At 68.3% G+C, this 24760-nt stretch carries 24 protein-coding genes and 2 pseudogenes; 12 read left to right on the forward strand and 14 right to left on the reverse strand.

Going from position 1 to position 24760, the window contains the following annotated elements; all coding sequences use genetic code 11:
- Positions 1-445, forward strand: a pseudogene (locus DQP56_RS25020) (hypothetical protein); the annotation flags it as partial.
- Here the strand turns inward: DQP56_RS25020 and DQP56_RS13850 are convergent.
- Genes DQP56_RS13850 through DQP56_RS13865 form a run of 4 tightly spaced genes read right to left on the reverse strand, consistent with a single transcriptional unit; the run spans position 372 to position 2775 of the window.
- The gene (locus DQP56_RS13850) at positions 372-650 is read right to left on the reverse strand and encodes a cytochrome C oxidase subunit IV family protein (RefSeq protein ID WP_112686311.1); all 279 of its coding nucleotides are present in this window, start codon (positions 648-650) and stop codon (positions 372-374) included. The pseudogene DQP56_RS25020 and the gene DQP56_RS13850 sit on opposite strands and share 74 nt — an antisense overlap.
- Before the next feature lie 6 nt (positions 651-656).
- Positions 657-1268 (reverse strand): cytochrome c oxidase subunit 3 family protein, encoded by a 612-nt coding sequence (locus DQP56_RS13855; protein WP_112686313.1) that lies wholly within the window; start codon positions 1266-1268, stop codon positions 657-659.
- Positions 1265-2056, reverse strand: a complete 792-nt coding sequence (locus tag DQP56_RS13860; protein WP_112686315.1) for a hypothetical protein — start codon at positions 2054-2056, stop codon at positions 1265-1267. Before DQP56_RS13860 ends, DQP56_RS13855 begins: the two co-directional genes overlap by 4 nt.
- Positions 2053-2775, reverse strand: coding sequence for a hypothetical protein (locus tag DQP56_RS13865; protein ID WP_112686317.1), 723 nt, complete (start codon positions 2773-2775; stop codon positions 2053-2055). The genes DQP56_RS13860 and DQP56_RS13865 overlap by 4 nt, the downstream gene beginning before the upstream one ends.
- A 260-nt stretch (positions 2776-3035) precedes the next feature.
- On the opposite strand from DQP56_RS13865, the gene DQP56_RS13870 reads away from it, so the two are divergent.
- Complete coding sequence (locus DQP56_RS13870; RefSeq protein ID WP_112686319.1) at positions 3036-3638, forward strand: TetR/AcrR family transcriptional regulator; 603 nt, start codon at positions 3036-3038, stop codon at positions 3636-3638.
- Here DQP56_RS13870 and DQP56_RS25820 read toward each other — a convergent pair.
- Positions 3547-3852: a helix-turn-helix domain-containing protein gene (locus DQP56_RS25820; RefSeq protein ID WP_435673864.1), complete on the reverse strand. Its 306-nt coding sequence runs from the start codon at positions 3850-3852 to the stop codon at positions 3547-3549. The genes DQP56_RS13870 and DQP56_RS25820 overlap by 92 nt on opposite strands.
- Positions 3853-3942: 90 nt before the next feature.
- Here DQP56_RS25820 and DQP56_RS13875 point away from each other — a divergent pair, with 90 nt between their 5' ends.
- Positions 3943-5457, forward strand: a complete 1515-nt coding sequence (locus DQP56_RS13875; RefSeq protein WP_112686321.1) for an HNH endonuclease signature motif containing protein — start codon at positions 3943-3945, stop codon at positions 5455-5457.
- Between the two features lie 48 nt (positions 5458-5505).
- Here DQP56_RS13875 and DQP56_RS13880 read toward each other — a convergent pair whose 3' ends face one another.
- Positions 5506-5928 carry a thiol-disulfide oxidoreductase DCC family protein gene (locus DQP56_RS13880; RefSeq protein WP_112686323.1) on the reverse strand — a complete coding sequence of 141 codons (423 nt, stop codon included), beginning with the start codon at positions 5926-5928 and terminating at the stop codon, positions 5506-5508.
- Between the two features lie 19 nt (positions 5929-5947).
- Entirely contained in the window at positions 5948-7102 is a 1155-nt protein-coding gene (locus DQP56_RS13885; RefSeq protein WP_112686325.1) for a glycosyltransferase family 4 protein, read from the reverse strand.
- Positions 7103-7146: 44 nt separating this feature from the next.
- On the opposite strand from DQP56_RS13885, the gene DQP56_RS13890 reads away from it, so the two are divergent.
- From DQP56_RS13890 to DQP56_RS13900, 3 genes are read left to right on the forward strand one after another with little or no spacing between them, the layout of a single operon-like run.
- A complete protein-coding gene (locus DQP56_RS13890) occupies positions 7147-7926 on the forward strand; it encodes a class I SAM-dependent methyltransferase (RefSeq protein ID WP_112686327.1) in 780 nt (259 codons plus the stop codon).
- 54 nt (positions 7927-7980) lie between these two features.
- A complete protein-coding gene (locus DQP56_RS13895; RefSeq protein ID WP_112686329.1) occupies positions 7981-9453 on the forward strand; it encodes an aldehyde dehydrogenase in 1473 nt (490 codons plus the stop codon).
- A gap of 44 nt (positions 9454-9497) precedes the next feature.
- Positions 9498-10265: a hypothetical protein gene (locus tag DQP56_RS13900; protein ID WP_165825024.1), complete on the forward strand. Its 768-nt coding sequence runs from the start codon at positions 9498-9500 to the stop codon at positions 10263-10265.
- A 4-nt stretch (positions 10266-10269) separates the two neighbouring features.
- Here DQP56_RS13900 and DQP56_RS13905 read toward each other — a convergent pair whose 3' ends face one another.
- Genes DQP56_RS13905 through DQP56_RS13915 form a run of 3 tightly spaced genes read right to left on the reverse strand, consistent with a single transcriptional unit; the run spans position 10270 to position 13533 of the window.
- Positions 10270-10767 carry a hypothetical protein gene (locus DQP56_RS13905; protein WP_112686331.1) on the reverse strand — a complete coding sequence of 166 codons (498 nt, stop codon included), beginning with the start codon at positions 10765-10767 and terminating at the stop codon, positions 10270-10272.
- Positions 10768-10802: 35 nt separating this feature from the next.
- Complete coding sequence (locus tag DQP56_RS13910; RefSeq protein WP_112686333.1) at positions 10803-12638, reverse strand: acyl-CoA dehydrogenase; 1836 nt, start codon at positions 12636-12638, stop codon at positions 10803-10805.
- A 49-nt stretch (positions 12639-12687) separates the two neighbouring features.
- Positions 12688-13533 carry an arylamine N-acetyltransferase family protein gene (locus tag DQP56_RS13915; RefSeq protein WP_112686335.1) on the reverse strand — a complete coding sequence of 282 codons (846 nt, stop codon included), beginning with the start codon at positions 13531-13533 and terminating at the stop codon, positions 12688-12690.
- 158 nt (positions 13534-13691) lie between these two features.
- On the opposite strand from DQP56_RS13915, the gene DQP56_RS13920 reads away from it, so the two are divergent.
- Complete coding sequence (locus DQP56_RS13920; RefSeq protein ID WP_234825666.1) at positions 13692-14432, forward strand: 1-acyl-sn-glycerol-3-phosphate acyltransferase; 741 nt, start codon at positions 13692-13694, stop codon at positions 14430-14432.
- Positions 14433-14437: 5 nt separating this feature from the next.
- On the forward strand, positions 14438-16075 hold the full coding sequence (gene fadD12, locus DQP56_RS13925) for an acyl-CoA ligase FadD12 (RefSeq protein WP_112686337.1): 1638 nt from the start codon (positions 14438-14440) through the stop codon (positions 16073-16075).
- 109 nt (positions 16076-16184) lie between these two features.
- Here fadD12 and DQP56_RS13930 read toward each other — a convergent pair whose 3' ends face one another.
- Both DQP56_RS13930 and DQP56_RS13935 read right to left on the reverse strand, forming a co-directional pair.
- Positions 16185-17603 carry a WS/DGAT/MGAT family O-acyltransferase gene (locus DQP56_RS13930; protein ID WP_112686339.1) on the reverse strand — a complete coding sequence of 473 codons (1419 nt, stop codon included), beginning with the start codon at positions 17601-17603 and terminating at the stop codon, positions 16185-16187.
- Between the two features lie 52 nt (positions 17604-17655).
- Positions 17656-18888 (reverse strand): alpha/beta hydrolase, encoded by a 1233-nt coding sequence (locus DQP56_RS13935; protein WP_112686341.1) that lies wholly within the window; start codon positions 18886-18888, stop codon positions 17656-17658.
- Between the two features lie 88 nt (positions 18889-18976).
- Here DQP56_RS13935 and DQP56_RS13940 point away from each other — a divergent pair, with 88 nt between their 5' ends.
- The 3 genes from DQP56_RS13940 to DQP56_RS13950 are packed head-to-tail and all read left to right on the forward strand — an operon-like array spanning position 18977 to position 22092.
- Positions 18977-19870: an alpha/beta hydrolase gene (locus tag DQP56_RS13940; RefSeq protein ID WP_112686343.1), complete on the forward strand. Its 894-nt coding sequence runs from the start codon at positions 18977-18979 to the stop codon at positions 19868-19870.
- 4 nt (positions 19871-19874) lie between these two features.
- Entirely contained in the window at positions 19875-20930 is a 1056-nt protein-coding gene (locus DQP56_RS13945) for an acyl-CoA dehydrogenase family protein (RefSeq protein ID WP_112686345.1), read from the forward strand.
- Between the two features lies 1 nt (position 20931).
- Positions 20932-22092 (forward strand): acyl-CoA dehydrogenase family protein, encoded by a 1161-nt coding sequence (locus tag DQP56_RS13950; RefSeq protein WP_112686347.1) that lies wholly within the window; start codon positions 20932-20934, stop codon positions 22090-22092.
- 49 nt (positions 22093-22141) lie between these two features.
- Here DQP56_RS13950 and DQP56_RS13955 read toward each other — a convergent pair whose 3' ends face one another.
- The gene (locus DQP56_RS13955) at positions 22142-23110 is read right to left on the reverse strand and encodes a MaoC family dehydratase (RefSeq protein ID WP_112686349.1); all 969 of its coding nucleotides are present in this window, start codon (positions 23108-23110) and stop codon (positions 22142-22144) included.
- Positions 23111-23137: 27 nt separating this feature from the next.
- On the opposite strand from DQP56_RS13955, the gene DQP56_RS13960 reads away from it, so the two are divergent.
- Complete coding sequence (locus DQP56_RS13960; RefSeq protein ID WP_112686351.1) at positions 23138-24301, forward strand: acyl-CoA dehydrogenase family protein; 1164 nt, start codon at positions 23138-23140, stop codon at positions 24299-24301.
- Positions 24302-24382: 81 nt separating this feature from the next.
- On the opposite strand, the pseudogene DQP56_RS24740 reads toward DQP56_RS13960, so the two are convergent.
- A pseudogene (locus DQP56_RS24740) lies at positions 24383-24760 on the reverse strand (hypothetical protein); the annotation flags it as partial.

Consider the following 24760-nt stretch of genomic DNA (forward strand, 5'->3'; position numbering starts at 1 on the left):
GGGCCGGTGGGTGCGCGCCGAGGTGCTCACCACCGGCGATCTGCACGTCGGCGGGCAGACTGTGCCCGGTGAGGGCGCTAACGCCCGGGCGGTTCAGCAGGCGCTGTTGTCCGGCGCCGAGCCGGTGACGCTCGGCGTGTACGGGGTGGGCTGGGTGGTCGTCGAATCCGGCACTGACGGTGAAATGGGTGCTGCGGCAAAGACACTGTCGCGGCTACCGGTCTCCTACCGCGATTCCGACTTCACCGTGTACCGGGTCGGCGGCCGTGCGCCGAAGGGACCCGCCGGCGCGCGCCGGGCCGTGGTGGCCGCTCATCTGGGGTGGCTGGCGATGCTGGTGGTGGGAGCCGCAGGGCTGGCCGCAGCGGGGATCAGGCAGCGGCGAAGTAGAAACCGAACAGCAGCCCGAACAGCGCCAGCAGCCAACCGTTCGTCGTCAGCTTGAGCCACCTGGGCGCCCGCCCGACCTCCATGAAGTGCCAGATCACCAGCTGCGTCTTGATCGCGGCGATCAGCAGCACGACGACGGTGACCGTGGCACTCAACTGGTGCGCCTCGCCGCCGTCGCGAGCGGTCAGCCACGACGCGATGGTCACCGCCGTCAGTAGCGCCCACACGAAGATCAGCTGGTTACGCCGATACCCGGTCATCGCCGATCACCTCATCAAGTAGAGCAACGCGAACAGGATCAGCCACAACACGTCGACCATGTGCCAGTAGGTCGCGCCGGTCTCCACGAACGAGATCCGCGGTGTCGTCGGTCCGCGCAATGCGCGGATGACGAAGCAGAGAATCACCAGTCCCAGCAGCACATGGCACAGGTGCATCCCCGTCATCACGAAGTAGTACATGAAGAACAGGTTGGTGCCCGGTGTCATCCCGGCGGTGATCTCCGGGATGTATTCGCACATCTTGAGCAGGGGGAAAGCCGCCCCGCACACCAGCGCGGCGCAGAACCACCGGCGTGCCTCGACCGTCCTTCCGACCCGCGCGGCCGAGGTGCCCAGCGCCACGAACAGCGAACTGGTCAGCAACACAACGGTGTTGACGATGCCGATGCTCAGGCTGACCTGTGCCTGGCTCTGCAGGAACACCGCATGGTCTTGGCCGCGGTAGTACATATAGGACACGAAGTAGGCGGCGAAGATGAGCAGGTCACCGATGACGAAGAACCACATGCTGGTTTCACCCGGAAGGTGCCCGCGCGGCTGGACGGTTCGCGGTGTCTCGGCGGTGTCGACGCCGAGTCCGACGGTGACCCCGGTCATGCGCCGGCCCCCGCCGGCGACGTCGCGGCTCGCGCGTCGAGCCAGTGGTTCTCGAGTTCCTCGTCGGGTTGGTTCTTGATCGCCCGGAAGATGCAGGTGTAGACGATGAACTGCCATGACACGTACAGCGTCATCGCCAGCCAGAACGTCATCAGCCCGTTCCAGGCGAACGGTCCCGACTTGGCGATCCAAACGGGTGCGGCCATCAGCTCGGTGACGTATTGCCAGACGGTGTAGTAGCCCAGCCATTTCGGCAGGATGTTGTTCTGGTCGAGGATGATCGCCAGCCCGAAGGCCATCCACATGATGCAGAAGCATCCCAGCGAGCCGATGAAGGCCAGGTAGCCGAAGTCGTAGAGCATCGCCAGGATCGCCGGATCGTAGCCCGGCCGGAACGCGCCCAGCCCGAAACAGAACATCGGGAACAACATGCCGACCATGGCGCCGCAGGTCGCCCCCATCATGACGCAGTAGCCGAACACCGGGCTGACCGACATCCGCTTGATCTGGATGAGGTAGCAGGCGTTCGACACCGGCGCCAGGCCGAACACCAACGTCAGTACGGCACAAGCGATCAGCAGGTTGTGCGACTGCATGAACTCGATGATCTGCGGCTGCGGGCCGCTCGGCGATCGGGGCGGCATCATCCAGCTCAGCGGGACGAAGACCAGCCCGAAGAGTGCGAAGAAGACCGGGACGGACCAGAAGGCGATCCACTGGTCGAGCTTGTTGTTCCTACCCGGCGAGGGGGATCGCCCGACGGCGGGCGCGGCCACGCTCCTGGTCATGCCATGGCCTCGTGATCGTCGCTCTGGCGATTGACGATGCCGAGCAGCACGACGAACATCACGACGAGATAGACGGCGAATACGCTGAGCCGCAGCGTGAACGACACCGCACCGTCGAAGGCCAGCGGCCCGGACTTGTGCAGCAGTGAGAATGCGCTGGGGACCAGCAGCACGGCTGCCGCGACGTTGAAGTGCGCCACCCAGCGGGGAAAGACCGGCTCGGGTCGCGCGTCCAGGTAGATGCTGAGGGCCAGGCAGATGTTCTGCACGATGATCGTGCCGACGGGCGCGATGAAGAAGAACCAGGCCATGTCGTTGAGCAGGCTGATGAGTTGCGGGTCGCGCTCGGGCCGGAACGCTGCCATCGCCCAGCAGTAGTCGGCGAGGATGAACGCCGTGAGGCCCACTCCGACGCAGAGCAGGTAGGCGTAGGTGAAGACACTGCTCGACGTCGCGGTCCGCGATATCTGCACCGCGGTGACCGCGAACAGCGGAACCAGTGAGCAGGCGATGAGATTGCACAAGATGGCCACGCCCAGGATGCCGGTGACGTTCTGGGCGAAGAAGGCAGCGACCTGTTCGGGCGTCAGCGTCGGTGACAGCGGCGGGGAGAACACCGGGAACAGCAAATAGGCCAGCGCGAACAACCCGGCCGCCGGCGGCACCGTCCACAACAGGATGCGCTGGCCCCGGGTATTCGGCACCGTAGATGTGGCCATCGACCCGCTCGCCCCCTAGCCCGGCGCTGCCGCCGCCCGCTCTCGGTCGCCCCTAGGTCTAACACACTGGCTGACAGATGACAACGAGAAGATCGCAGTTCGGTTGTTGTGCCCGACGCCGATGGTGGCCACACCTGACCATCTAGCTGCGGTGATATTGATCAGGCGGCCCTGATTCGCCGGATGCGCCCTCGGCTCGCCACCCGGTCTTTTCGGTGACATTGGTCAGCCAATGAGCGCGACTACGGCACAATGGGCGCGTGACCGACAGTGCGACCCAGCGTGAAGCCCAGCGCCGTAGAACGCGTGCTCGCGTTCTCGACGCCGCCATCGTGGAGTTTCAGCGGGCCGGCACCAATGCGGCCGACATCAACGCGATCGCCAAAGCCGCCGGGGTGGCGCGCAGTACCTTCTACTTCCACTTCCCCACCAAGGAACACGTCCTTCTCGAGCTGATCCGGCGCGACGAGCTGCGCCTCGCCGATGAGCTCGGTCGATTCCTCGACACTCGCCGGGACCTGGCGGCGGTGTTGAAAACGATCGTCGAATTGGTCGTGGCTCTCGAAAGCCGTTGGGGCTCAGCGTTGTTCCGCGACGTCCTGAGTCTCTACTTCTCACCCAACCGGCCTGAGCCGGAACAGTGGACCAGTCATCCGACCTTCGTGCTGCTGGCCGCCGAGGTCGAACGCGCACGCCTTCGCGGTGAGCTCTACGACGACGTGGACGCCTACCACAGTGCGGCGTTCTTCCTGCTGGGTGTCTACGCGCTACTCACCACGGTCGGGGAATCCCAGGCGGAACGCGATGTGGCACTGAAGAAGTTCGTGACCAGCACCCTGCGCAGCATGGTTCCGCAGCACTGACGGCAGCGCCATCCCGAACGACTCGATTCGGACAATCAGTCGCCGATCCACTGGAACCGGAGGCAAGGAACTGATGCTTCCACTTCGTCATCGTCACCGTCGTGACACCGCAACGGCGCGCTGCCTCAGCACAGGTCATCTCCCCGGCCAACACGGCAAGGACCAAGCGGGCCCTCTCCTCGGCAGCGACCTTGGCACGTCGCGATCGAGCCATCTCCACAACCTTCCAGCCATGGCAGCAGTTATCCACAACCCGCGGCCCTGCCCAATAGGTTGAGTCAGTAGCGGGGGTACAATCGAAAATATGTTCGAACCGACCGGTCTGCCCGGCCCCGAGGCTCTCGCCGGGCTGGACGAGGCAGCGCTGGTGGCGGCGATCGGCGGATGGGCCCAAGCGGAGGCCGTCGCGGCCGCCCGCCGCCTGGCGGCGATCGCCGAGCTGGTAGGCCGCAAACTGTACGACGACCCAGCGCATTCGAAATGGGCCTGTGACGGCTGGGACGCGGTGGCCGCCGAAGTCGGTGCCGCCTGCGATATCAGCCACGGGAAAGCATCCGGGCAGATGTATTTGGCCTCGGCGCTGCGCGAACGCCTGCCCAAGGTGGCGGCACTGTTCGCCGCCGGACAGCTCAACGCCGCTCTGGTGGCCACCATCTCCTGGCACACCACCTTGATCGAAGACCGTCGGGCGCTGGCCGCGGTCGATACCGCCCTGGCCGCCGATGCGCTGCACTACGGGCCACTGTCGGCGTTCAAGACCGGGCAGGCCATCGACGCGATCGTCGAGGCGCACGACCCGCAGGCCCTGCGCCGCAGCCGGCAACATGCCCGCTCCCGCGACCTGGTGGTCGACAAACGCAACACTGACCATGCCACCACCCCGCTGTGGGGGCGGCTGCACGCCCACGACGCCGAAGCCCTCGACCGGCGGCTGCTGGCCATGGCGCACAGCGTCTGCGACGACGATCCGCGCACCATCGCCCAACGCCGTGCCGACGCCCTCGGCGCGCTGGCCGCCGGCGGGCAGACGCTGGCCTGCGGGTGCGGCAACCAGGACTGCCCCGCCAGCCAGGACCGTCCAGCAAGTTCGATGCTGATCCACGTGGTCGCCAGCATCGAAAGCGTGGGCACCGGCGTCGACGCGCACCGCAACGGTGAAGACCCACCGCCGCCGCCGATCGACCGTCGGAACCTGTTTGCGCCAGTAGAGCGCACCGCCGAGCCCGACCCGCCCCCCAAAGCCCCGCCGGCGCTGCTGCTGGGCGGACCGCTGATCCCCGCACCGATGCTGGCCGAACTGATCGCCGCCGGCGCCACCGTCAAGCCGGTGCGACACCCTGGACCCGATAGTGCCCCCGAGCCGAGGTACCGGCCCTCGACCGCATTAGATGAGTTTGTGCGCTGCCGGGACATGACGTGCCGGTGGCCCGGTTGTGACCGGCCGGCGGAATTCTGTGACCTCGACCATGCGATCGCCTACGTCCTCGGCGGGCCGACACATCCGTCGAACCTGCGTTGCCTGTGTCGAAAGCATCACTTACTCAAGACGTTTCACGGGTGGCGCGACCGACAACACCCCGACGGCACCATCGACTGGCTCAGCCCGGCCGGCCAGACCTACACCACCCGCCCCGGCAGTCGGTTGCTGTTCCCCGCCCTCTGTGAACCGACGGGACGTCTAACCGCACCGACTGACCGACAATCGGATTCGGCCGGTCGAACCCTGATGATGCCCACCCGACGGCGGACCCGGGCCCAGAACCGCGCCCGAGCGATCATCGCCGAACGCGCCCTCAACAGCCGACCCCCGCCACCCTGAGCCCACCGGCACCGCCCCTGCGAGACCCGGCGGCCCATCACTCCTGCCTCAAACCAGGAACCGAGTGCGCACTTCCGGCGCCGGCAGCGGGCAGGTGTCATACCTTCCGCCAACCCGGTAGCGCACGGCGGCGAAGCGATCGTAGAGCCGGTCACGCAGCCCCGCGGGAATGATGCGGGCGGCCAGGAATAACCGGAACGGCCCGCCCAGATAGCGCACCACCTTCAGCGCCGCCGCCGATCGAACGCTGACACGCTCGCCGGGTTGACCGGGATCATCGATAAACACCATGGAATCGATGTCCTGAAGATCTGGATGGCGCTCGATGACCGCGCGGGCGAAGTCACTGTCCAGCGCGGCGAACCGCAGAGTGCCGTGCCGGTCGTGGCGAAGGATGGTCTGGACCGATCGGTTGCACACCCCGCAGACCCCGTCATAGAGCAGCACGGGAGCGGCGTCGTGGTCTGTCATCTATGCACCTCGGCGTCGCTCAGACCACGCCACTGACGTAGCGGCGCTCACAGACCGCCTCCAGCACCTCGCGCAGCCCGTCAGCGCTTTGCCGCCAAGAGAATTCGGCGCTGCGGTCCTGCGCCTTGCCGCCGAGCTGTTCGCGAAGCACCGCATCAGCCAACAGTCGATGGAGCTGCTCGACAAGCTCGTCACGGTCGTCGACCAGCAGCCCGGTCACGCCGTCGACGATCGAATCGGACAGCCCGCCGGCGGCCCGGTAGCCGATCGTGGGCACCCCGTGTTGGCCCGCCTCGATGACGGCCAGCCCCCAGCCCTCCTTGCGGGACGGCAGCACATGCACCCAAGCCCGTTGCACCAGCTGGTGTTTGGTGGTCTCGTCGACATGGCCGTGGAACGTCACCGCATCGCTGATGCCCAGCGCTGCGGCGTGCTGCACCAACCGGTCGCCCCACCAGCCGCCGCCGATGACGTCGAGGTGCAGGCCCGGCACCCTGCTGCGCAGTGCCGCCACAGCGTCCAGGGCGTCCTCGATCTGCTTGTGCGGCACCAGCCGCGACAACACCACCACCCGCGGCGTTTCGGCCCGGGGCGCCGCCAGCGTCGGCGCCGGAGCCTCGTCGAGACCGTTGCGCACCACCGCGATGCGTTCGGCGCCGACCCCCAGTTCGATCAGATCGCGCGCCGAGGGCAGCGACACCGTCAGGTATTGGTTGCGCCGGTTGAGCCACGGCGACAGCCTCGACTCCACCAGCCAGCCGATCCGGCTCAGCACCGGGCCGGCCACCGGCCACTGCTCACGGTGGCAGTGGTGCACCAGCATCGCCACCCGCCGACCGTAGATCAACCGAGCCAGGAACGGCAGGCCGTTCTGGGTGTCGATCACCACATCCGGACGGACCCGCCGCAGCGGGCCGAGTCCGACCCGCGCCGCGGCCATCACCGCCAGCGCCCACAGATACACGGTGTAGGGGCCGCCGCGCCGACTGATGCTTACCCCGTCGATGACCTCGTGTTCGGGTGAACCCGGATAGCGGGCGGTGCGCAGTGTGACCGTCATCCCGGCGGCGGCCAACTCCGCGCCGATGCGCTGCAGGTAGGTCTCGCTGCCCCCGCCCTGCGGGTGCCCGGTATCACGCCAGCACAGCAGCAGGACGGAGCGCACGGCGGACACAGGACTACAGGGTAGTCCCGCAGACTGGGCCTAGTCTTGGACCGGTGGCTGCCACCGAGGAGTTCGCCCGACGCGCGACGCTGGGCCGCTCGCTGCGCCTGCTGAGCCGGTTCCGCTACGAGCAGCGCGATCCGGCCCGGTTCTACGGCGCACTAGCCGGTGACACCGCGAACCTGGTCACCGACCTGTGGCGGGGCCTGCGCGGCGACGATCCGGCGGGCAGGACGGTGCTCGACGTCGGTGGCGGGCCGGGGTACTTCGCCACCGCGTTCGCCGAGGCCGGCCTGCGCTATATCGGGGTCGAGCCGGACCCCCGAGAAGTACACGCGATGCACGCGATGCAGGCGGCCAGGTCCGTGACGTCGTCCGGCACGTTCGTGCGGGCCTCGGGGATGGCGTTGCCGCTCGCCGACGACAGCGTCGACATCTGCCTGTCCTCCAACGTGGCCGAGCATGTGCCGCGGCCCTGGCGGCTCGGTGCGGAGATGCTGCGGGTCACCCGGCCCGGCGGGCTGGTGGTGCTGTCTTACACGGTGTGGCTGGGTCCGTTCGGCGGCCATGAGATGGGCTTGAGCCACTATCTGGGCGGGCACCGGGCCGCCCGGCGCTACACCCGCCGCCACGGCCACCCGCCCAAGAACAACTACGGTTCGTCGCTGTTCGCGGTGTCGGCCGCCGATGGCCTGGACTGGGCCCGCCACACCGGCGCGCTCGTCGCGGCTTTCCCCCGCTATCACCCCCGATGGGCGTGGCCGATTACCGCGGTGCCCGGTGTTCGCGAGTTCGGAGTGAGCAACCTGGTGCTGGTATTGCAGCCCCGCTGACCCCATTGACTGCAACGTGTTCTAATCCGCCCGTCGGCTAGGTAGGGTGGCGCCATGACCGTGAGCACCGCGACCGAATACGACACCCTGTTCATCGGCGGCAAGTGGACCGCCCCGGCCACCGACCAGGTGATCGAAGTCCACTCGCCGGCCACCGGCGAGTACGTCGGCAAGGTGCCGCTGGCCACCAAGGACGACGTTGATAACGCAGTTGCGGCGGCCCGTCGGGCGTTCGACTCCGGGCCGTGGCCGTCCACGCCGCCGGCCGAGCGGGCCGCGGTCATCGCCGCCGCGATCAAGCTGATGGAGGAGCGCAAGGAGCTGTTCACCAGCCTGTTGGCCGCCGAGACGGGGCAGCCGCCGACGGGCGTGGAGACCATGCACTGGCTGAGCTCCATTGGGGCACTGAACTTCTTCGCCGGCCCCGCAGTCGACGAGGTCAGCTGGGAAGAGGTCCGCACCGGCGCCTACGGGCAGACCATCGTGCGCCGGGAGCCGCTGGGTGTGGTCGGTGCGATCGTCGCCTGGAACGTGCCGCTGTTCCTGGCGGTCAACAAGCTGGGCCCGGCGCTGCTGGCCGGCTGCACGGTGGTGCTCAAGCCGGCCGCCGAGACACCGTTGAGTGCCAACGCGCTGGCGCAGGTGTTCGCCGACGCGGGCTTGCCGGAGGGGGTGTTGTCGGTGGTGCCGGGCGGGGCCGAGACCGGCCAGGCGTTGACCTCCAACCCGGATGTGGACATCTTCTCCTTCACCGGCAGCTCGGCCGTCGGCAAGGAGATCGGTAAGCGCGCCGCGGAGCTGCTCAAGCCGTGCACGCTGGAACTCGGCGGCAAGTCGGCAGCGATCGTGCTGCCCGACGTCGACCTGGCGTCGGCGATCCCGATGCTGGTGTTCTCCGGGATCATGAACACCGGGCAGGCCTGCGTGGCCCAGACCCGCATCCTGGCGCCGCGGTCGCGCTACGAGGAGATCGTGGAGGCGATCAAGAACTTCGTCACCGCCTTGCCGGTCGGGCTGCCGGATGACCCGGCCGCTCAGATCGGTGCGCTGATCACCGAGAAGCAACGGCAGCGGGTCGAGTCCTACATCGCCAAGGGCATCGAAGAGGGCGCGCGACTAGTGTGCGGCGGCGGCCGCCCCGAAGGGCTGGACGGCGGCTTCTTCGTCGAGCCGACCGTGTTCGCCGACGTGGACAACTCGATGACCATCGCCCAGGAGGAGATCTTCGGGCCGGTGCTGTCCATCATCGGCTACGACACCGAGGAGGAGGCGATCGCGATCGCCAACGACTCGGTGTACGGGCTGGCCGGCAGCGTGTGGACGACTGATGTGCCGCACGGGATCGAGGTCGCGAGCAAGATCCGCACCGGGACCTACGGCATCAACTGGTACGCCTTCGACCCGTGCTGCCCGTTCGGCGGCTACAAGAACTCCGGGATCGGCCGGGAGAACGGCAAGGAGGGCGTCGAGCACTTCACGCAGCAGAAGAGCGTGCTGATGCCGATGGGATACACGCTGGAGAGCTGATCTCGGCTCCCGTTGAGGCAACGGTAAGCCCCTATACTGCCGTCGTGGGAGTTCTGGTCTGGTTCGCGCCCTGGGCGGTGTACTGGGTGCTGGCGGGAAATGCGCCGCTGTCGATCGCGGCGTTGGTGGCGCTGGCCGTTGCGGTCGCGGTCATGGTGGGCGACCGCGGGTCGTCGGCCCGGCCACTGGGCGTGGGGGCGGTAGCGACCTTCGCGGTGCTGGCGGTGCTGCCGCTGGCGAGTTGGGCGCAGCGGTGGGCGCTGCCGCTGAGTTTCGCCGCCCTGTTCGCGGTGTTGCTGACCAGCACGCTGCTGGGCAAGTCGGTGGTGGCGGACGTCGCGAAGGCGGAGCTGCCCGAGGCGGCGGTGCAGACGGAGCTGTTCGCCCCGGTGGTCAACCGGCTGACGTGGATCTGGCTGGCCGCGACCGCGGCGATGGCGGTATCGGCGGCGATCCCCCCGGTCGTGGTGTCCGACGCCACGCTGCACCACCCGGGTTCCCCGCTGACCTACCTGTGCTCCTGGGTGATTCCGTTCGCGATCCTGGCCGCGGTGGCGGTCGGCTCGCGCATCCTGGTGGATCGCATGACCGCCGGTTTCGGCGACGCGGTGCGCAAGACCAGCTTCGTCGCCTTCGTCGACATGGAGATCGATCAGCTCTACTACCTGGCCACCGAGCACGCCAACCGTGAGGTCGGCCCGGGGCAGGAGGCCTACAACGTCACCGTCGGCGCAAAGGGAACGGCGCTGCTGGGCGACGACACCCGGGTGTCATGGCCGTCCACGTACAAGGTTCGGCAGCGGCGCGGCTGAGGCGTCAGCTCCGGTTCATCCGCTGTGCGCGGCGGTGTGTGATGCAACGTCCCACCTCAGCGCGGTAGAAGTCCTCGTCGCGGCCGCCGGCGGTGTACAGCCGGGCTCCGAGCCGGTCCCGGAGCTCTGGAAGGTTCACTTCACCGGTGGTCGCGTGCGCCAGCACCCAGTCGACGGCGGCCTCACTGCCCTGTTCCCGGCAGATCCGGTCGACCCGTCGGGCGGCGGCCCCTTTGTGGAACCGGGCGAACCCGGCTCTGCTCCACGACCGGACCTCCCGGGCCTCCAAGTCGAGCAGTTCGCGCAGCACCGACAGCGGGCCATCCGGCACGGTTTTGAACGGGGCGGCGTCGGCGAATGTCAGCGCACCGCCGGGCCGCCGGATCGCCTCGATGTCGGGTTCTACCGCCACCGCTCCGCGGCCCTTGGCCAGCTCGTGCGCCCACCGGACGATGGTGTAGCCGTGGTCGGGCAGCCGGTACTTGCGGGTGTGGGTGTCCACAGCAGTCGAGGGTAGTGCGCCAGGTCCGCGCGTGATCAGAACGCGTCCTCGCTCAGATCCATCACCGCCAGGTCGTCGTTTTCGACGATGCGTCGCTCCGCGCCGAGCCGGGGCAACACCGTGCCGGCAAAAAACGTTGCCGCGGTGATCTTGCCGGCGTAGAAGTCCCGGTCACTATCGGTGACGTCACCTTCGAGCGCGCCGAGCGCGGTCTCGGCCTGGCGCAGCAACAGCCAGCCGATCACCAGGTCACCGACGGACAGCAGGAACCGCACCGATTCCAGCCCCACTCGGTAGAGTTCGCGGGGCTCTTCTTGTGACCCCATCAGGAATCCGGTCATGGTGGTGACCATCGCCCGCACGTCGTCGAGCGCGGCGGCCAGCAGCTTGCGGGCGTCGGCCAGCTCCGAACGCGCGTCACCGCTGTCGAGGAACCCTTCGATCTGGCCGACCAGGTGCCCCAATGCCGCACCGCGGTCACGGGCGATCTTGCGGAAGAAGAAGTCCTGCGCCTGAATGGCGGTGGTGCCCTCGTAGAGGCTGTCGATCTTGGCGTCGCGGATGTACTGCTCAATCGGATAGTCCTGCAGGAAGCCGGATCCGCCGAAGGTCTGCAGCGCGTCGGTCAGGTACTGATACGCCCGTTCCGAGCCGACGCCCTTGACGATCGGCAGCAACAGATCGTTGACCCGCTCGGCCATCTCGGCGTCGGCGCCCGACACCTGCATGGCAACCTGGGAGTCCTGGTGGGCTGCTGTGTAGAAGTACAACGCCCGCATCCCCTCGGCGTACATCTTCTGCATCATCAAGGCGCGCCGCACATCCGGATGGTGGATGATGGTGACCCGCGGCGCGGTCTTGTCGGTCATCTGGGTCATGTCGGCACCCTGGATACGGGTCTTGGCATACTCCAGCGCGTTGAGATACCCGGTGGACAATGTGGCGATCGCTTTGGTGCCCACCATCATTCGGGCGTACTCGATGACGTGGAACATCTGGGCGATACCGTTTCTGGCGTCGCCCACCAGCCAGCCCTTCGCCGGAACGCCGTGCTGGCCGAAGGTCAGTTCGCAGGTGGTCGAGACCTTCAGTCCCATCTTGTGTTCCAGACCGGTGACGAACACCCCGTTGCGCTCGCCCGGTTCGCCGGTCTCGGGATCGGGCAGGTACTTGGGCACCAGAAACAGGCTGAGCCCCTTGGTTCCCGGCCCGGCGCCCTCGGGGCGGGCCAGGGTCATGTGCATGATGTTCTCGAACAGGTCGTCACTGTCACCGTTGGTGATGAAGCGCTTGACGCCGTCGATGTGCCAGCTGCCGTCGGGCTGTTCGATCGCCTTGGTGCGGCCGGCCCCCACGTCAGAGCCGGCATCCGGCTCCGTCAATACCATGGTGGCGCCCCAGTTCCGGTCGATCGCCATGGCCGCCCAGTGCCGCTGCTGCTGGTTGCCCAGCCCATAGAGGATATTGGCGAAGATCGGACCGGCCATGAACATGAACACCGCCGGGTTGGCACCGAGCACCAGTTCGTTGATCGCCCAGGACACCATCGCCGGAGCCGGCACCCCGCCGACCTCCTCGGCCAGGCCGATCCGGAACCACTCGCCTTCCTGCCAGGCCCGCAGTGACGCCTTGAACGGCTCCGGCAATGTCACCGAGTGGCTGGCCGGATCGAATACCGGTGGATGGCGGTCGCTCTCGGCGAATGACTCGGCCACCGGCCCTTCGGCGAGCCGCGCGGCTTCGGCCAGCATCTGGCGCACCGTGTCGCCGTCGAGATCGCCGTAGGCGCCGTCAGCCAGGCACTGCTCCAGGCCGAGCATCTCGAACAGATTGAATTCCAGGTCGCGGACATTGCTCTTGTAGTGACCCATGGCTCAAGCATGCCCTTAGACCCTCGGTGAGTTCCGGCGTTTCGCCGGTTCAGCTGTCCAGCACGGCGGTGACCCTGGCCTCGAGGTCGCGCAGGCCGGTCACGTCGATGCCGAAGCGGTCGGTCAACGCGGTCAGCACCCCAGGGGCGTCGTCGAGGCGGACCCGTTCGGTACCACCGCGGGAGTGGACGGTCAGGTTGCGGCCCCGCAGGTTCACCCGGGCGTCATCGGTAACCAGTGCCGCGCTGAGCCCGGCGACGAAGTTCGACTCGGGATGGGTGGACACATACCAACTGCCCACCTGCATGTCGATCAGTGGCCGGGGGCGCAACTCGAAGGTGTACAACGGCCGCCAGTTCTCGCCGATCAGTGACTCCAGCACGTATCCGGTGCGGTAGGCGCGCAGCCGGAACGGCTCGTGCGGGGTCTGCTGGACCTCGTCGGCGACCAGGCGGATCGGTGAGGTCAGTGTTTGTCCGCCGAACCCGACATCGGCCAGGTACCGCTCGTCGCAGCCCGGGATGCGCACCGCCAGGGCCTGGTGGGTCTCGGGGCGCGGTGGGCCGTCGAGCCCGTCCGGGCTCATCCACACCACCCGGCCGGCCAGCCGCTCGACACCGAACCCGAGTTCGCGCAGCACGCCGCACATCAGATTGTTGTGCTCGTAGCAGTAGCCGCCTCGGCGCCGCGCCACCAGCTTGGCGGTCAGCGCCGCCGCACTCAGGTCGATCACCGGCACCCCGGTCAGCGGGTCGAGGTTCTCGAACGGGATGTGGCGGACGTGGGCGGCCACCAGTGCGGTCAACGTCTGCAACGTCGGCTCGGTACCGCCGCGGTAGGCCACCCGGTCGAAGTACGCTCGCAGATCAATGCGCTCCCCCGACTGCCCGTCCATTTCGCCGATGTTATCCACGGCCCCCTCAAGCCGGTAACATGGGCAAAACTAGAACACGTTTCAATTGAGGGGGCGTGGTGGACACACCCGACAGCGACTGGTCTGAGGACGTGCCCGGGCCCATCACCAAGTGGGATCCGGGCCTGACCGAACGAGTGATGGGGCTGCTGCGGCCGCTGATCAAGGGGTACCACCGCTCCGAGGTGCGGGGCCTGGATTCGTTCCCGAACGGTGGCGCCCTGGTGGTCTCCAACCACTCCGGTGGGCTGTTCCCGATGGACGTGCCGGTGTTCGCCACCGGCTTCTATGACAAATTCGGCTACGAGCGGCCGGTCTACACGCTCAGCCACGACATCATCTTCACCGGGGCCACCGCCGACTTCTTCCGCAAGACCGGCTTCATCCCGGCCAACCACGCCAATGCCGACGAGGCGCTGCGCTCCGGCGGTGTGGTGGTGGTCTTCCCCGGCGGCGACTACGACGTCTACCGGCCCACGCTGGAAGAGAACACGATCGACTTCGCCGGCCGCAAAGGCTACATCCGGGCGGCGATCAACGCGGGTGTGCCGCTGGTGCCGGCGGTGGGGATCGGCGGACAGCAGAGCCAACTCTATCTATCCCGCGGCACCGGACTCGCCAAGGCGCTGCGACTGGACAAGCTGATGCGGGTCAAGATCCTGCCGATCTCATTCGGCTTCCCCTTCGGGTTGTCCGCGGTGCTGCCGATCAACCTGCCGCTGCCCACCAAGATCGTCATGCAGGTATGCGAGCCGATCGACATCATCGCCGAGTTCGGCGAGGATCCCGACATCGACGTCGTCGACGCCCACGTGCGCTCCGTCATGCAGGACGCCCTCGACAAGCTCGCGGCCGAACGCCGCCTCCCAGTCCTGGGCTGAGCGGGATGGCCCCCGGACCGTTCGACCGGCTCGCGCGCATCGGATCGATGCTGCAGACCTTCGCCCGCGCCGGACTGCTGGCGCCGCTGCGGCCCGACAAATACCTGCGGGTCGCCGCCGCGGCAGCCCGCGAGGGCGGCACCACCACCGTCGGGATCGCCATAGCCGCACAACGCTGCGGCGACCGTCCGGCGATCATCGATGAACGCGGCAGCCTGACCTACCGCGAGCTCGACCGGCGCTGTGATGCGCTGGCCGCCGGCCTGCAGCGGCTGCCCGGGCGGACGCCGCAGGCCGTCGCGTTGATGTGCCGCAACCACCGCGGCTTCATCGAGGCGCTGGCCGCCGCCAATCGGATCGGCGCCGACGTACTGCTGCTCAACACCAGCTTCGCCGGACCGGCACTGGCCGAGGTCGTGGCCCGCGAAGGTGTCGACCTGATCGTCTACGACGAGGAGTTCGCCGCGGCGGTGGATCTGGCCGTGCCGGCCCAGTCCCGGTGCGTCCGGGTGGTGAGCTGGGCCGACTCCGACATCCCCGGGCTGACGGCGGACGACCTGATCGACGCCAACACCGGGCAGCGCCCGGCCAAACCGGCCCGCACCGGCAGCCTGGTGATGCTCACCTCCGGAACCACCGGCACCCCGAAGGGCGCGCGGCGCTCCGGTCGCGGCGGCGGCGGGGTCGCCGATCTCGCGGCGATCTTCGACAGAATCCCCTGGCACACCGAGGAAACCGTGGTCATCGCGGCCCCGATGTTTCACGCCTGGGGGTTCTCGCAGCTGGCACTGGCGTTGACGATGGCCTGCACCGTCGCCACCCGACGGAAGTTCGATCCCGAGGCGACCTTGGCGCTGGTCGAGGAGAACCGTGCCACCGGATTGTGCGTCGTACCGGTCATGTTCGACCGCATCATGGCGCTGCCCGATGACGTGCGTGCTCAGTACCCTTGCCGCTCATTGCGGTTCGCCACCGCATCGGGATCGCGGATGCACCCGGACGTGGTGACGGCGTTCATGGACGCTTTCGGCGACGTGGTCTACAACAACTACAACGCAACCGAGGCCGGCATGATCGCGCTGGCCACACCGGAAGACCTGCGCTATTCGCCCGACACCGCGGGGCGGCCTGCGCCGGGTACCGAGATCCGGATCCTTGACCCCGATTTCGCCGAGCTGGCCGACGGTGTCACCGGGCAGATCTTCGTGCGGAACTCCTCGCAGTTCGACGGCTACACCGGCGGTGACTCCAAGCAGTTCCACGACGGCTTCATGGCCTCGGGCGACCTGGGCTACTTCGACTCCACCGGAAGGCTTTTCGTGGTGGGCCGCGATGACGAGATGATCGTCTCCGGCGGCGAGAACGTCTACCCGATCGAGACCGAGAAGGCGCTCATCAGCCATGGCGCCGTCGCCGAGGCCGCCGTGATCGGCGTCGACGACACCGAGTACGGACAGCGACTGGTCGCCTTCGTGGTGTTGGAGCCGGGCGCTGCGGCCACGATCGAAGAGCTCAAGGCGCATGTCCGGGACAACCTGGCCGGCTACAAGGTGCCCCGTGCCATCACGATCCTGGATGCACTGCCGCGCAACAATACCGGCAAGGTGCTGCGACGCGAGTTGCAGGCGAGGGCCGACAACTGATTTCACGCCGTGGGTGCGCCGAACGTGTACTGACGGTCAGTCGTCGCGACGATTTTCGCAACCGATACACGCTCGGCGAATCGGGACGAAGCCCATGGGGCGGTCCGGCTCAGGCCGGCGCCATCGCCGTTTCGACCGGCGTGAGCCCCTCGGAAAGCCCTGCGGCACGCCGTATTGCGATGAACTCGTCGACCATGGCGCTGGTCACCTCATGCGGATCTTCGACGGTGGCGCCGTCGGTCAGCACGGAGATGTTGAGCTGGTCGACGTAGCTCCACACGGTGATATTCAACCCGCTGCCGGCGGTCAACGGCCCCACCGAATAGATCTCGGTGACCAGCGCGCCGCCGACCCGGCCACGCTCCCGCGGACCGGGCACATTGGAGATGTTGAGGTTGAGCACCTTGTTCTGTCCGTCGCGGCTGGACAGCCAGCGGAACAACGACTCCGCCGGGGCGGGCGGCAGATACGCCGACCACCGGCTGACCAGCTCCGGCCCGACCAGGTGGTGGGCCTCTTTGGCCAGATTGGCTGCCTCCCGCGCCTTTTCGACGCGCACCAGCACATCTTCGACGTCCACCGGCAACGCCACCAGCACCCCGGAGAACCGGTTTCCGGAGATCCGATCCGGGGAGAAGTCGAAGCTCATCGGCACCGATGCCAGCAGCGGGTGATCCGCCTTCCCGTCGTAGCGCAGCAGCAGCGTGCGCAACGCGCCGGCCGAGACGGCCAGCACCATGTCGTTGATCGTGGCGCCCAGCTGCTTGCCGGTCGCCTTGACGTCGGCCAGTGCGAGGGTGGCCGTGGCGAACCGGCGTTCCGGGGTCAGCATGTGGTTGATGAAGCTCGGTGGCGGTGTGAACGGCCGCGTCAGGTCGGCGGACAGTTTGCGGGTGCTGCGCCGCACCCGCCGCACACCGGCCGCGGTGTAGGCGATGGTCGCCGGGATCCTGCCCAGCTGTCGCAGGTGATCGCGGAAGGCCGAGCGCACCAGCTGACCGCCGGTGGGGGCCGGATCGGTTTCGTAGGAATCCCGTTCGGAATTCGGGCCGGCCACCAGGTCCATGCCGCGCGCCATCAGGTTCGCCGAGGCGATCCCGTCGGCGAGCGCGTGGTGGATCTTGCCGACCACCGCGATCCGGTTGTTGGCGAGGCCCTCGATGAAGTACATCTCCCACAGCGGCCGGCTGCGGTCCAGCGGCGTACTGGCGATCTGACCGATGGCCTCATCGAGTTCGCGGCGGCCGCCCGGCGCCGGCAGCGACCAGGGCCGGATGTGGTAGGTCAGGTCGACTTTGCAGTTCTCCCGCCACATCGGGTGGTGGAACTTGCCCGGGATGTCCACCAGTTGGTAGCGGAACGGGTCCAGCTTGTAGAGCCGCCCGTGGATCACCCGCCGGAAGGCATTGACGTCGAAGCCCTGCCGGTCGGCATCCAGCTCGATCACGGCGATCTTGAGGGTGTGCATGTGCACGTTGGGCGTCTCGCTGTACAGCAGGACCGCGTCCCACCCGCTGAGCCGCTTCACCGGCGGATCACTCCCATGAAGGGACCTTACCGCGGTGTCGCCGCCGGCGGGTTCAGATGACCCTTTTGCCGCCGATCGTGGTGCGGTCTCGGTGAATCTGGTTGAGAAACAACCCGATAGCCGTACTCATTGCGCCCGTCCGGGATCCGTCGGTCAGGTCGAAACCGTGCCCTGCCCCGGGCAACTCCAGGTAGCCGACCTTGGAGCGCGACACCGCCCGCAGCCGGTCGGCGAAGGCGCGGGCCTGCGCCACCGGGATGACGGTGTCGGCGCTGCCGTGCACGAGCATGAACGGTGGCGCCTCGGGATGCACCCGAGCGATCGGCGAGGCCTGCCGGTAGATGTCGCCATGGCGCCGGATCGATCGGCCGACCACCACCCGCTCCAGGAAGTCGACGAACGCGACCCGCTCCGGGGTGGACCTGTCCTGCCAGTCGTAGCGGCCGTAGATACCGACCACGGCGTCCACCGAGGTGTCGGCGCCCTCGGGGAGCCGGTCGGCGAATTCCCCATCACCGGCCGCACTGCCCGTCAACCCGGCCAGCGCGGCCAGGTGCCCGCCGGCCGAGGAGCCCGCCACGGCGATGAAGTTGCGGTCGCCCCCGAACTTGTCGACATTGGCGTGCGCCCAGGCGATGGCGGTCTTGACGTCGATGATGTGGCGCGGCCAGCGGTTGTGCGGCGCGACCCGGTAGTCGATCGACAAACACACCCAGCCCCGCTCGGCCAGGTGCGACAGCAGCGCATAGCCCTGCAGCGTCCGGCTGCCGTGCACCCAGGCGCCACCGGGGACATAGATCAGCACCGGCGCCGGTGTGGTCGGCAGGTCGCGGGGCGCCCACACGTCGAGCACCTGGGCCGGGTCGCTGCCGTAACGCACCCCGGAGCGGTGAATGTGGCGGCGGTGCTGCAGCGCCTTGACCACCGGCGGCGCCTGTTCCGGTTGCGGCCACTCGATGGCCAAGGCGGATGCGGTGACGACACCGCGGAGGGCGGCCTCGGAGACCGCGCGCGTCTGCTCCCGCGCCTGCTTCCGGGCGGTGGCCGCACCCGGGGCCAGCCACGACCTGGCCGCGCTGGAGAGGAACTCCGGCATGTGGCGGGTCCCCCACACCCCCATCGCGGTCATTGCGCCCAGGGGTTCCAGCCGTTTCCCGACCACCGGCAGGGAAGCTGAAGCGACGCTGAATGCGAGCAGGTAGTCCGCCGTGCGAGCCCGCTTCAACCAGCGCAGCCGACCGGTCACGTCCCAGCCCGTCTTCGGGGTTTGCGGTGCTGCCGTCATTAGGGGAGAGTACCGCGGTGGCGCCGGGGTAAACCGCAATCGGGCGGGTCGTCCACCGAACGGATCCGGCACCGGCAATACTGAGCCGATGGTAAGCAGCGGGTTTCATCCAGATCTGCGCCGGGCCGCGCGATTCCTGCCGCGGGGCGGCATCGGGCCGAGGACACTGCCGGCGATTCGGGCACTTGCCGGCCTGCAGGGCCGTCGTACCCCCAGCGGCATCGAGGTGCTCCCGCTGCCCTCGGGCGGCAGTGTGCGAGTATATCGGCCACCGCATCGTCCCGCCGATCCGGCGCCGGCGCTGCTGTGGATCCACGGCGGCGGCTACGTCATCGGCACGGCCGCGCAGGATGATCGGCTCTGTCGCAGGTTCAGCGACGAACTCGGCATCACGGTCGCCTCGGTCGACTACCGGCTGGCGCCGCAACACCCGTACCCGGCGGCGTTGGAGGACTGCTGGGCCGGGCTGCTACTGCTGGCCGGGCTGGCCGGCGTGGACCCGGCGCGGGTGGCGATCGGCGGGGCCAGCGCGGGCGGCGGGCTGGCCGCTGCGTTGGCGCAGTTGGCGGCCGACCGCGGCGACGTGCGACCGGTACTGCAACTGCTGGTCTACCCGATGCTCGATGACCGCAGCGCTTCGTTGCCGGCCGATCGCGGCTACCGGTTGTGGAGTCCGCGAAGCAACCTTTTCGGCTGGACGTCGTACCTGGGCGATGCCGATCCGCAGCTCGCGGTGCCGGCCCGTCGCGCCGATCTGAGCGGGCTGGCGCCGGCCTGGATCGGGGTGGGCACGCTGGACCTGTTCCATGAGGAGGACCTGGCCTACGCGGAGCGGCTGCAGGCCGCGGGCGTGCCGTGCGAGGTCGAAACCGTCCCGGGAGCGTTCCACGGATTCGACCTGCTGCTGAGCAAGGCGCCGGTCTCGCAGTCGTTCTTCGCCAGCCAGTGCGCGAGCCTGCGCAACGCCTTCCAGGGGAGCTGATCGGATGGCCGATCGCGAGGAGCTGCGGGCGTTGCGCGGCGCGGTCGCCGACTTGATGGCCAAGGCCGACGGCGACAGTTGGGGCGAATTGGCGGCGATGGGCCTGCTGGGAATGCTGGTGCCCGAGGAGTACGGCGGGGCAGGGGCCGGCCCGGTCGAGGTGGGCGTGGTGGCCGAGGAACTGGGCCGAGTGCTGTTCGACGGGCCGTACCTGTCGTCGGCGGTACTCGCCGTGAATTTCCTTGCGGCCCTGGGTGATCCAGTGCAATGCGAAGCCGTGCTGCCGCGGATCGCCGCCGGGGGCACCCGGGTCGCGCTCGCCTTCGCTGAGGGCTCCTGCCCCCGCCCGCCCGCGAGGCCGAAAACATCGGCCCACGGTGACGGCTCCCCGGTGCTGACCGGCGAGAAGCGGTTCGTGCTCGACGCCGACGGCGCCGATTCGATCTATGTGCTGGCCGACACGGCGTCCGGTCCCGGAGTCTTCGCCGTGGACACCGCTGGCCCGGGTGTCACCGTGGAACCATTGACCACGGTCGACCAGTCGCGCCGGCTGTGCACCGTCCGGCTGGCCGGCGCGCCGGCCATGGCAATCGGCGAACCGGGCTGCGGCGTCGAGGTTTTCACCGCCGCGTTGGACCGCTCCGCGGTGGCACTGCTCGGCGAGCAGGCCGGGGCGGCCCGGCGTGCCATGGAGATGGCCCGCGACTATGCCAAGACCCGCTACCAGTTCGGCCGGGCGATCGGCAGCTTCCAGGCCGTCAAGCACATGTGCGCCGACATGCTGTTGGAGGCCGAGTCGGCGGTGTCGGCCGCCCGTCACGTCGCCGCTGCCGCCGCCGACGGCTCGCCCGGCTGGGTGGCCGATCTCGCCCTTGCTCAGGCGTACTGCTCGGAGGCGTTCGTGTTCGTGGGCGCCACCAACATTCAGGTTCACGGGGGCATCGGGTTCACCTGGGAGCACCCCGCCCACCGGTATCTGCGGCGGGCACGCGGCGACGCCCAGTTGTTCGGCAGCCCGGCCTGGCATCGTGAACGCTACTTGCGGGAGATCGGAGCGTGAGATGAGCAACGGCGGCGACGACGAGGTCCTGCGCGCCGAGGTCCGTGACTGGTTGGCGGCCAACTGGTCTCCCGACGTCGACCGGGCGACGTTCGCCGCCGCCGTCCTCGACGCGGGATGGACCGTGCCGAGCTGGGAGCCCGACCGCTACGGACGCGGTCTCACTGATCGGCAATCACGGTTGGTGGCAGCGGAATTCGCTGCCGTCGGCGCACCCGGCAGCGGTCGCGACCGGAGCGATCTGTTCGCCTGCACCATCCACGACTGCGGCTCCGAAGAGCAGCAGCGCAGACTGTTGCCGCCGGCACTGCGCGGCGAGAGCAAATGGTGCCTGCTCTACAGCGAGCCGGGCGCCGGATCGGATCTGGCCGGCCTGCGCACCCGCGCCGAACGCGACGGTGATGACTGGGTTGTCAACGGCCAAAAGGTGTGGACGTCGTTCGCCACGACTGCCGACTACGGCATGCTGGTGGCGCGCACCGATCAAGACGTACCCAAGCACAACGGGATCACGTTCTTCATGCTGCCGATGCGCCAGCCGGGCGTGGAGATCCGGCCGGTCCACCAGATCACCGGCGAATCGGAGTTCAACGAGGTGTTCTTGACCGACGCCCGGGTGCCCGATGCGAACCGGATCGGCGAACCAGGTGCCGGCTGGTCGGTGCTGCAGGTCGCGCTGAGCTACGAGCGCCGGCTGATGGGTGACGTCGCGCGCACCAGCCGCGGCCGCCGTGAAAAGACCAGCGGCCTGGTCGAATCGGCGCGCGAAGCCGGCTGCCTCGGCGACTCCCATATCCGCCAGCAGATCGCCCGTGTGCAAGCCCTGTCGACGGTGAACCGATGGAACAACCAGCGCGCCAAGACCAGCGCCGACCGTACCGAGGCCGCCACCCTGCTTGCGCTCGGCAAGATCGCGATGTCGCGGATTCTGCACGAGACCGCGCGCGTCGAGACGGAGATCGTCGGCGCCGAATCGATGCTGAGCGGACCGGAGAATCCGGTCGGCGACGCGGTGACGTTTCGGGCGCTCAACGCCTACTTCACCTCGATCGGCGGCGGCACCGACCAGATTCAGCGCAACATCATCGGCGAGCGGGTGCTGGGATTGCCCAAGGAACCCGACCCGTACCGCGACGCCCCGTTCCGCGATCTACCGCACTGATTGCCTCGCCCCCTTCTCTGCGCGAGCGTGCGCGTCCAGCGGGCCCGGCTCAGAACTGCAGGGCGGTGAAACGCCAGTCCAGCACCTGGCGATCCGGGTCGCCCACGGCGTAGACCAGCGATCGCAACCCCAGCATGTTGTCGGTGGCCGAGTCCACGTGCAGTTCGCTGTAGAGGGTGTCGCCTTCGTGTACCGGCCCGGTGTGGTCACAAGACTGCCAGCCCACCACCGTGGCCAGGTTCGGCAGTAGACGGCAGGCCTGTGCCAGTGCCAGCCCGATGGTGTGGCCACCGTAAACCAGCCGCTGCCCCCCTGAACGCGAATCATGATGGGTGGCAGCGATATTGAGAGTCAGGCGGGCCAACTCCGGGGCGGATGACACCACGTCGCCGGTGCTGGTCAGCACGGTGCCTTTCAAGCCGCCCGCGGCCTGGTCGAAATGCGGGCCGGGCACTCGCTGCCGGAACTCGTCGGCATCCCAGTGCGCGGTGACATCCGGCGGGGCCGCAAGCCCGGCTCCGATGACAGACAGGTCGTCGCGGTGGCCGGTGTCGCCGGCCTCCGGTGACAGCGGCAGCATCGCGCAGCGGTAGAAGTCGAGCACCAACCGGTCGACCTGGTCGATGGTGGTCACTCGCAGCGCTACCAGGCCGGTGGGCTCCCGGCCCGGCTTGGCCGAGTTCTGTTTCAGGCCTACGACTTCGGTGCGGGTGAACAACGTGTCGCCGATCACCGGGTACCGGAAGAAGGCCAGGCCGCGGTAGAACAGGTTGGCCTTGACCCGGCGGGTCACCAGCGTGGATTGTCCGATCGCCACGTCACACACCAAGCCGGGGTGGGCCAGCGGTGTCACGGCTCCGGTGACCACCCGGGACAGTTCAGCGTCCAGCGGCAGTCGCAGCCGGTCACCCAGGATCGCCTGATGCAGGGCGGCGGTCCCCGGCGTCAGGGTCATCGCCGGTGCCGCGTCGAACACCTGGCCGACATGCAGGTCGTCGAAGTAGGGGGCGTCGGTCATCAGAGAATCCTGACATACGGTGAACCGATGAGTTTCTCGCTGACCGACGAAGAGTCGATCCTGGTCGATACGGTGCGGACTTTCATCGATCGGGAGGTCAAACCGACCGTCCGCGATGTTGAACACGCCAACACTTACCCACAGGCGTGGATCGAACAGATGAAGCACCTGGGTATCTACGGGCTGGCCGTCCCCGAGGAGTACGGCGGCACCCCGGTGTCGATGCCGTGCTATGTCCTGGTGACCCAGGAGTTGGCCCGCGGCTGGATGAGCCTGGCCGGAGCGATGGGCGGACACACCGTCGTCGCCAAACTGCTGACGCTGTTCGGCACCGACGAGCAGAAGCAGCGCTACCTGCCCGCCATGGCCACTGGCGCGCTGCGGGCCACCATGGCGCTGACCGAACCCGGCGGCGGCAGCGACCTGCAGAACATGACCACCACCGCGGTGGCTGCTGCCGATCCCGGCACCCTGGTGATCAACGGCGCCAAGACCTGGATCTCCAATGCCCGCCATTCCGGGTTGATCGCGCTGCTGGCCAAGACCGATCCGCAGGCCACCCCGCGGCACAGCGGGATTTCGGTGTTGCTGGTGGACAACCCGATTGCCGGGCTGACCATCTCCCGAGATCTGCCCAAGCTCGGTTACAAGGGTGTGGAGAGCTGTGAGCTGAGCTTCGACGGCTGCATCGTGCCGGCCGCGGCGGTGCTCGGCAGCACGCCCGGCGCCGGTTTCGCGCAGATGATGAAGGGCCTGGAGACCGGCCGCATCCAGGTGGCCGCGCGGGCATTGGGGGTGGCGACGGCCGCCCTCGAGGATGCGCTGGCCTACGCCCAACAGCGGGAGAGCTTCGGGCAGCCGATCTGGAAGCATCAAAGCGTCGGCAACTATCTGGCCGAGATGGCCACCAAACTCACCGCCGCCCGCCAACTGACCCGCTACGCCGCCGATCGTTACGACAGCGGCCAGCGCTGCGACATGGAGGCCGGCATGGCCAAGCTGTTCGCCTCCGAAGCCGCCATGGAGATCGCGCTGAATGCGGTGCGCATCCACGGCGGCTACGGCTACTCCACCGAATACGATGTCGAACGCTACTTCCGGGACGCGCCGCTGATGATCGTCGGCGAAGGCACCAATGAGATCCAGCGCAATGTGATCGCCGCGCAGTTGGTCGCCCGCGGCGGGATCTGAGCGTCCGGGGTACCCGACCGGCGCCGTACGCAAAAAACACCCCGCACGTTTGTGCGGGGTGTTTTCTGCCGGCTACTCGGACTACGGGATGACGACGCCCGCGGTGCCGTCCTGTCCCGCGCTACCCGCGTCCGGACCGGTACCGGCGGCACCACCGGTGCCCGCGGTACCACCCGTGCTGCCGGTACCCGGGATGTCACCGGCGCCCCCGTTGAGGCCGTCGTCGCCAAGGTGCGGGGTGATGACGTCACCGCCGTCGCCGCCGTTACCGCCGTTGCCGCCGGTGTTAGCGCCGGTACCACCGGCACCGCCGTCACCGCCCGCCCCGCCGTGGACATCGCTGAGCGGGCCCGAGGACGAGTCATTGGAGGTGGTGGCCCAGTCCGGGTCACCCCAGCGGATGTTGCTCCCGTCGCCGCCGTTACCACCGGCACCGCCGTCCCCACCGACACCGCCGGA

This window comes from Mycolicibacter senuensis (genome assembly GCF_003284925.1).
Classification (GTDB): Bacteria; Actinomycetota; Actinomycetes; order Mycobacteriales; family Mycobacteriaceae; genus Mycobacterium; species Mycobacterium algericum_A.

What these genes read in the sequence shown, in the direction of transcription:
- DQP56_RS13850 (WP_112686311.1), bottom strand. Translation starts at nt 650, where the DNA reads ATGACCGGGTATCGGCGTAACCAGCTGATCTTCGTGTGGGCGCTACTG.
- DQP56_RS13855 (WP_112686313.1), bottom strand. Translation starts at nt 1,268, where the DNA reads ATGACCGGGGTCACCGTCGGACTCGGCGTCGACACCGCCGAGACACCG.
- DQP56_RS13860 (WP_112686315.1), bottom strand. Translation starts at nt 2,056, where the DNA reads ATGACCAGGAGCGTGGCCGCGCCCGCCGTCGGGCGATCCCCCTCGCCG.
- DQP56_RS13865 (WP_112686317.1), bottom strand. Translation starts at nt 2,775, where the DNA reads ATGGCCACATCTACGGTGCCGAATACCCGGGGCCAGCGCATCCTGTTG.
- DQP56_RS25820 (WP_435673864.1), bottom strand. Translation starts at nt 3,852, where the DNA reads ATGGCTCGATCGCGACGTGCCAAGGTCGCTGCCGAGGAGAGGGCCCGC.
- DQP56_RS13875 (WP_112686321.1), top strand. Translation starts at nt 3,943, where the DNA reads ATGTTCGAACCGACCGGTCTGCCCGGCCCCGAGGCTCTCGCCGGGCTG.
- DQP56_RS13880 (WP_112686323.1), bottom strand. Translation starts at nt 5,928, where the DNA reads ATGACAGACCACGACGCCGCTCCCGTGCTGCTCTATGACGGGGTCTGC.
- DQP56_RS13895 (WP_112686329.1), top strand. Translation starts at nt 7,981, where the DNA reads ATGACCGTGAGCACCGCGACCGAATACGACACCCTGTTCATCGGCGGC.
- DQP56_RS13910 (WP_112686333.1), bottom strand. Translation starts at nt 12,638, where the DNA reads ATGGGTCACTACAAGAGCAATGTCCGCGACCTGGAATTCAATCTGTTC.
- DQP56_RS13915 (WP_112686335.1), bottom strand. Translation starts at nt 13,533, where the DNA reads ATGGACGGGCAGTCGGGGGAGCGCATTGATCTGCGAGCGTACTTCGAC.
- DQP56_RS13920 (WP_234825666.1), top strand. Translation starts at nt 13,692, where the DNA reads ATGGGGCTGCTGCGGCCGCTGATCAAGGGGTACCACCGCTCCGAGGTG.
- fadD12 (WP_112686337.1), top strand. Translation starts at nt 14,438, where the DNA reads ATGGCCCCCGGACCGTTCGACCGGCTCGCGCGCATCGGATCGATGCTG.
- DQP56_RS13935 (WP_112686341.1), bottom strand. Translation starts at nt 18,888, where the DNA reads ATGACGGCAGCACCGCAAACCCCGAAGACGGGCTGGGACGTGACCGGT.
- DQP56_RS13940 (WP_112686343.1), top strand. Translation starts at nt 18,977, where the DNA reads ATGGTAAGCAGCGGGTTTCATCCAGATCTGCGCCGGGCCGCGCGATTC.
- DQP56_RS13945 (WP_112686345.1), top strand. Translation starts at nt 19,875, where the DNA reads ATGGCCGATCGCGAGGAGCTGCGGGCGTTGCGCGGCGCGGTCGCCGAC.
- DQP56_RS13950 (WP_112686347.1), top strand. Translation starts at nt 20,932, where the DNA reads ATGAGCAACGGCGGCGACGACGAGGTCCTGCGCGCCGAGGTCCGTGAC.
- DQP56_RS13955 (WP_112686349.1), bottom strand. Translation starts at nt 23,110, where the DNA reads ATGACCGACGCCCCCTACTTCGACGACCTGCATGTCGGCCAGGTGTTC.
- DQP56_RS13960 (WP_112686351.1), top strand. Translation starts at nt 23,138, where the DNA reads ATGAGTTTCTCGCTGACCGACGAAGAGTCGATCCTGGTCGATACGGTG.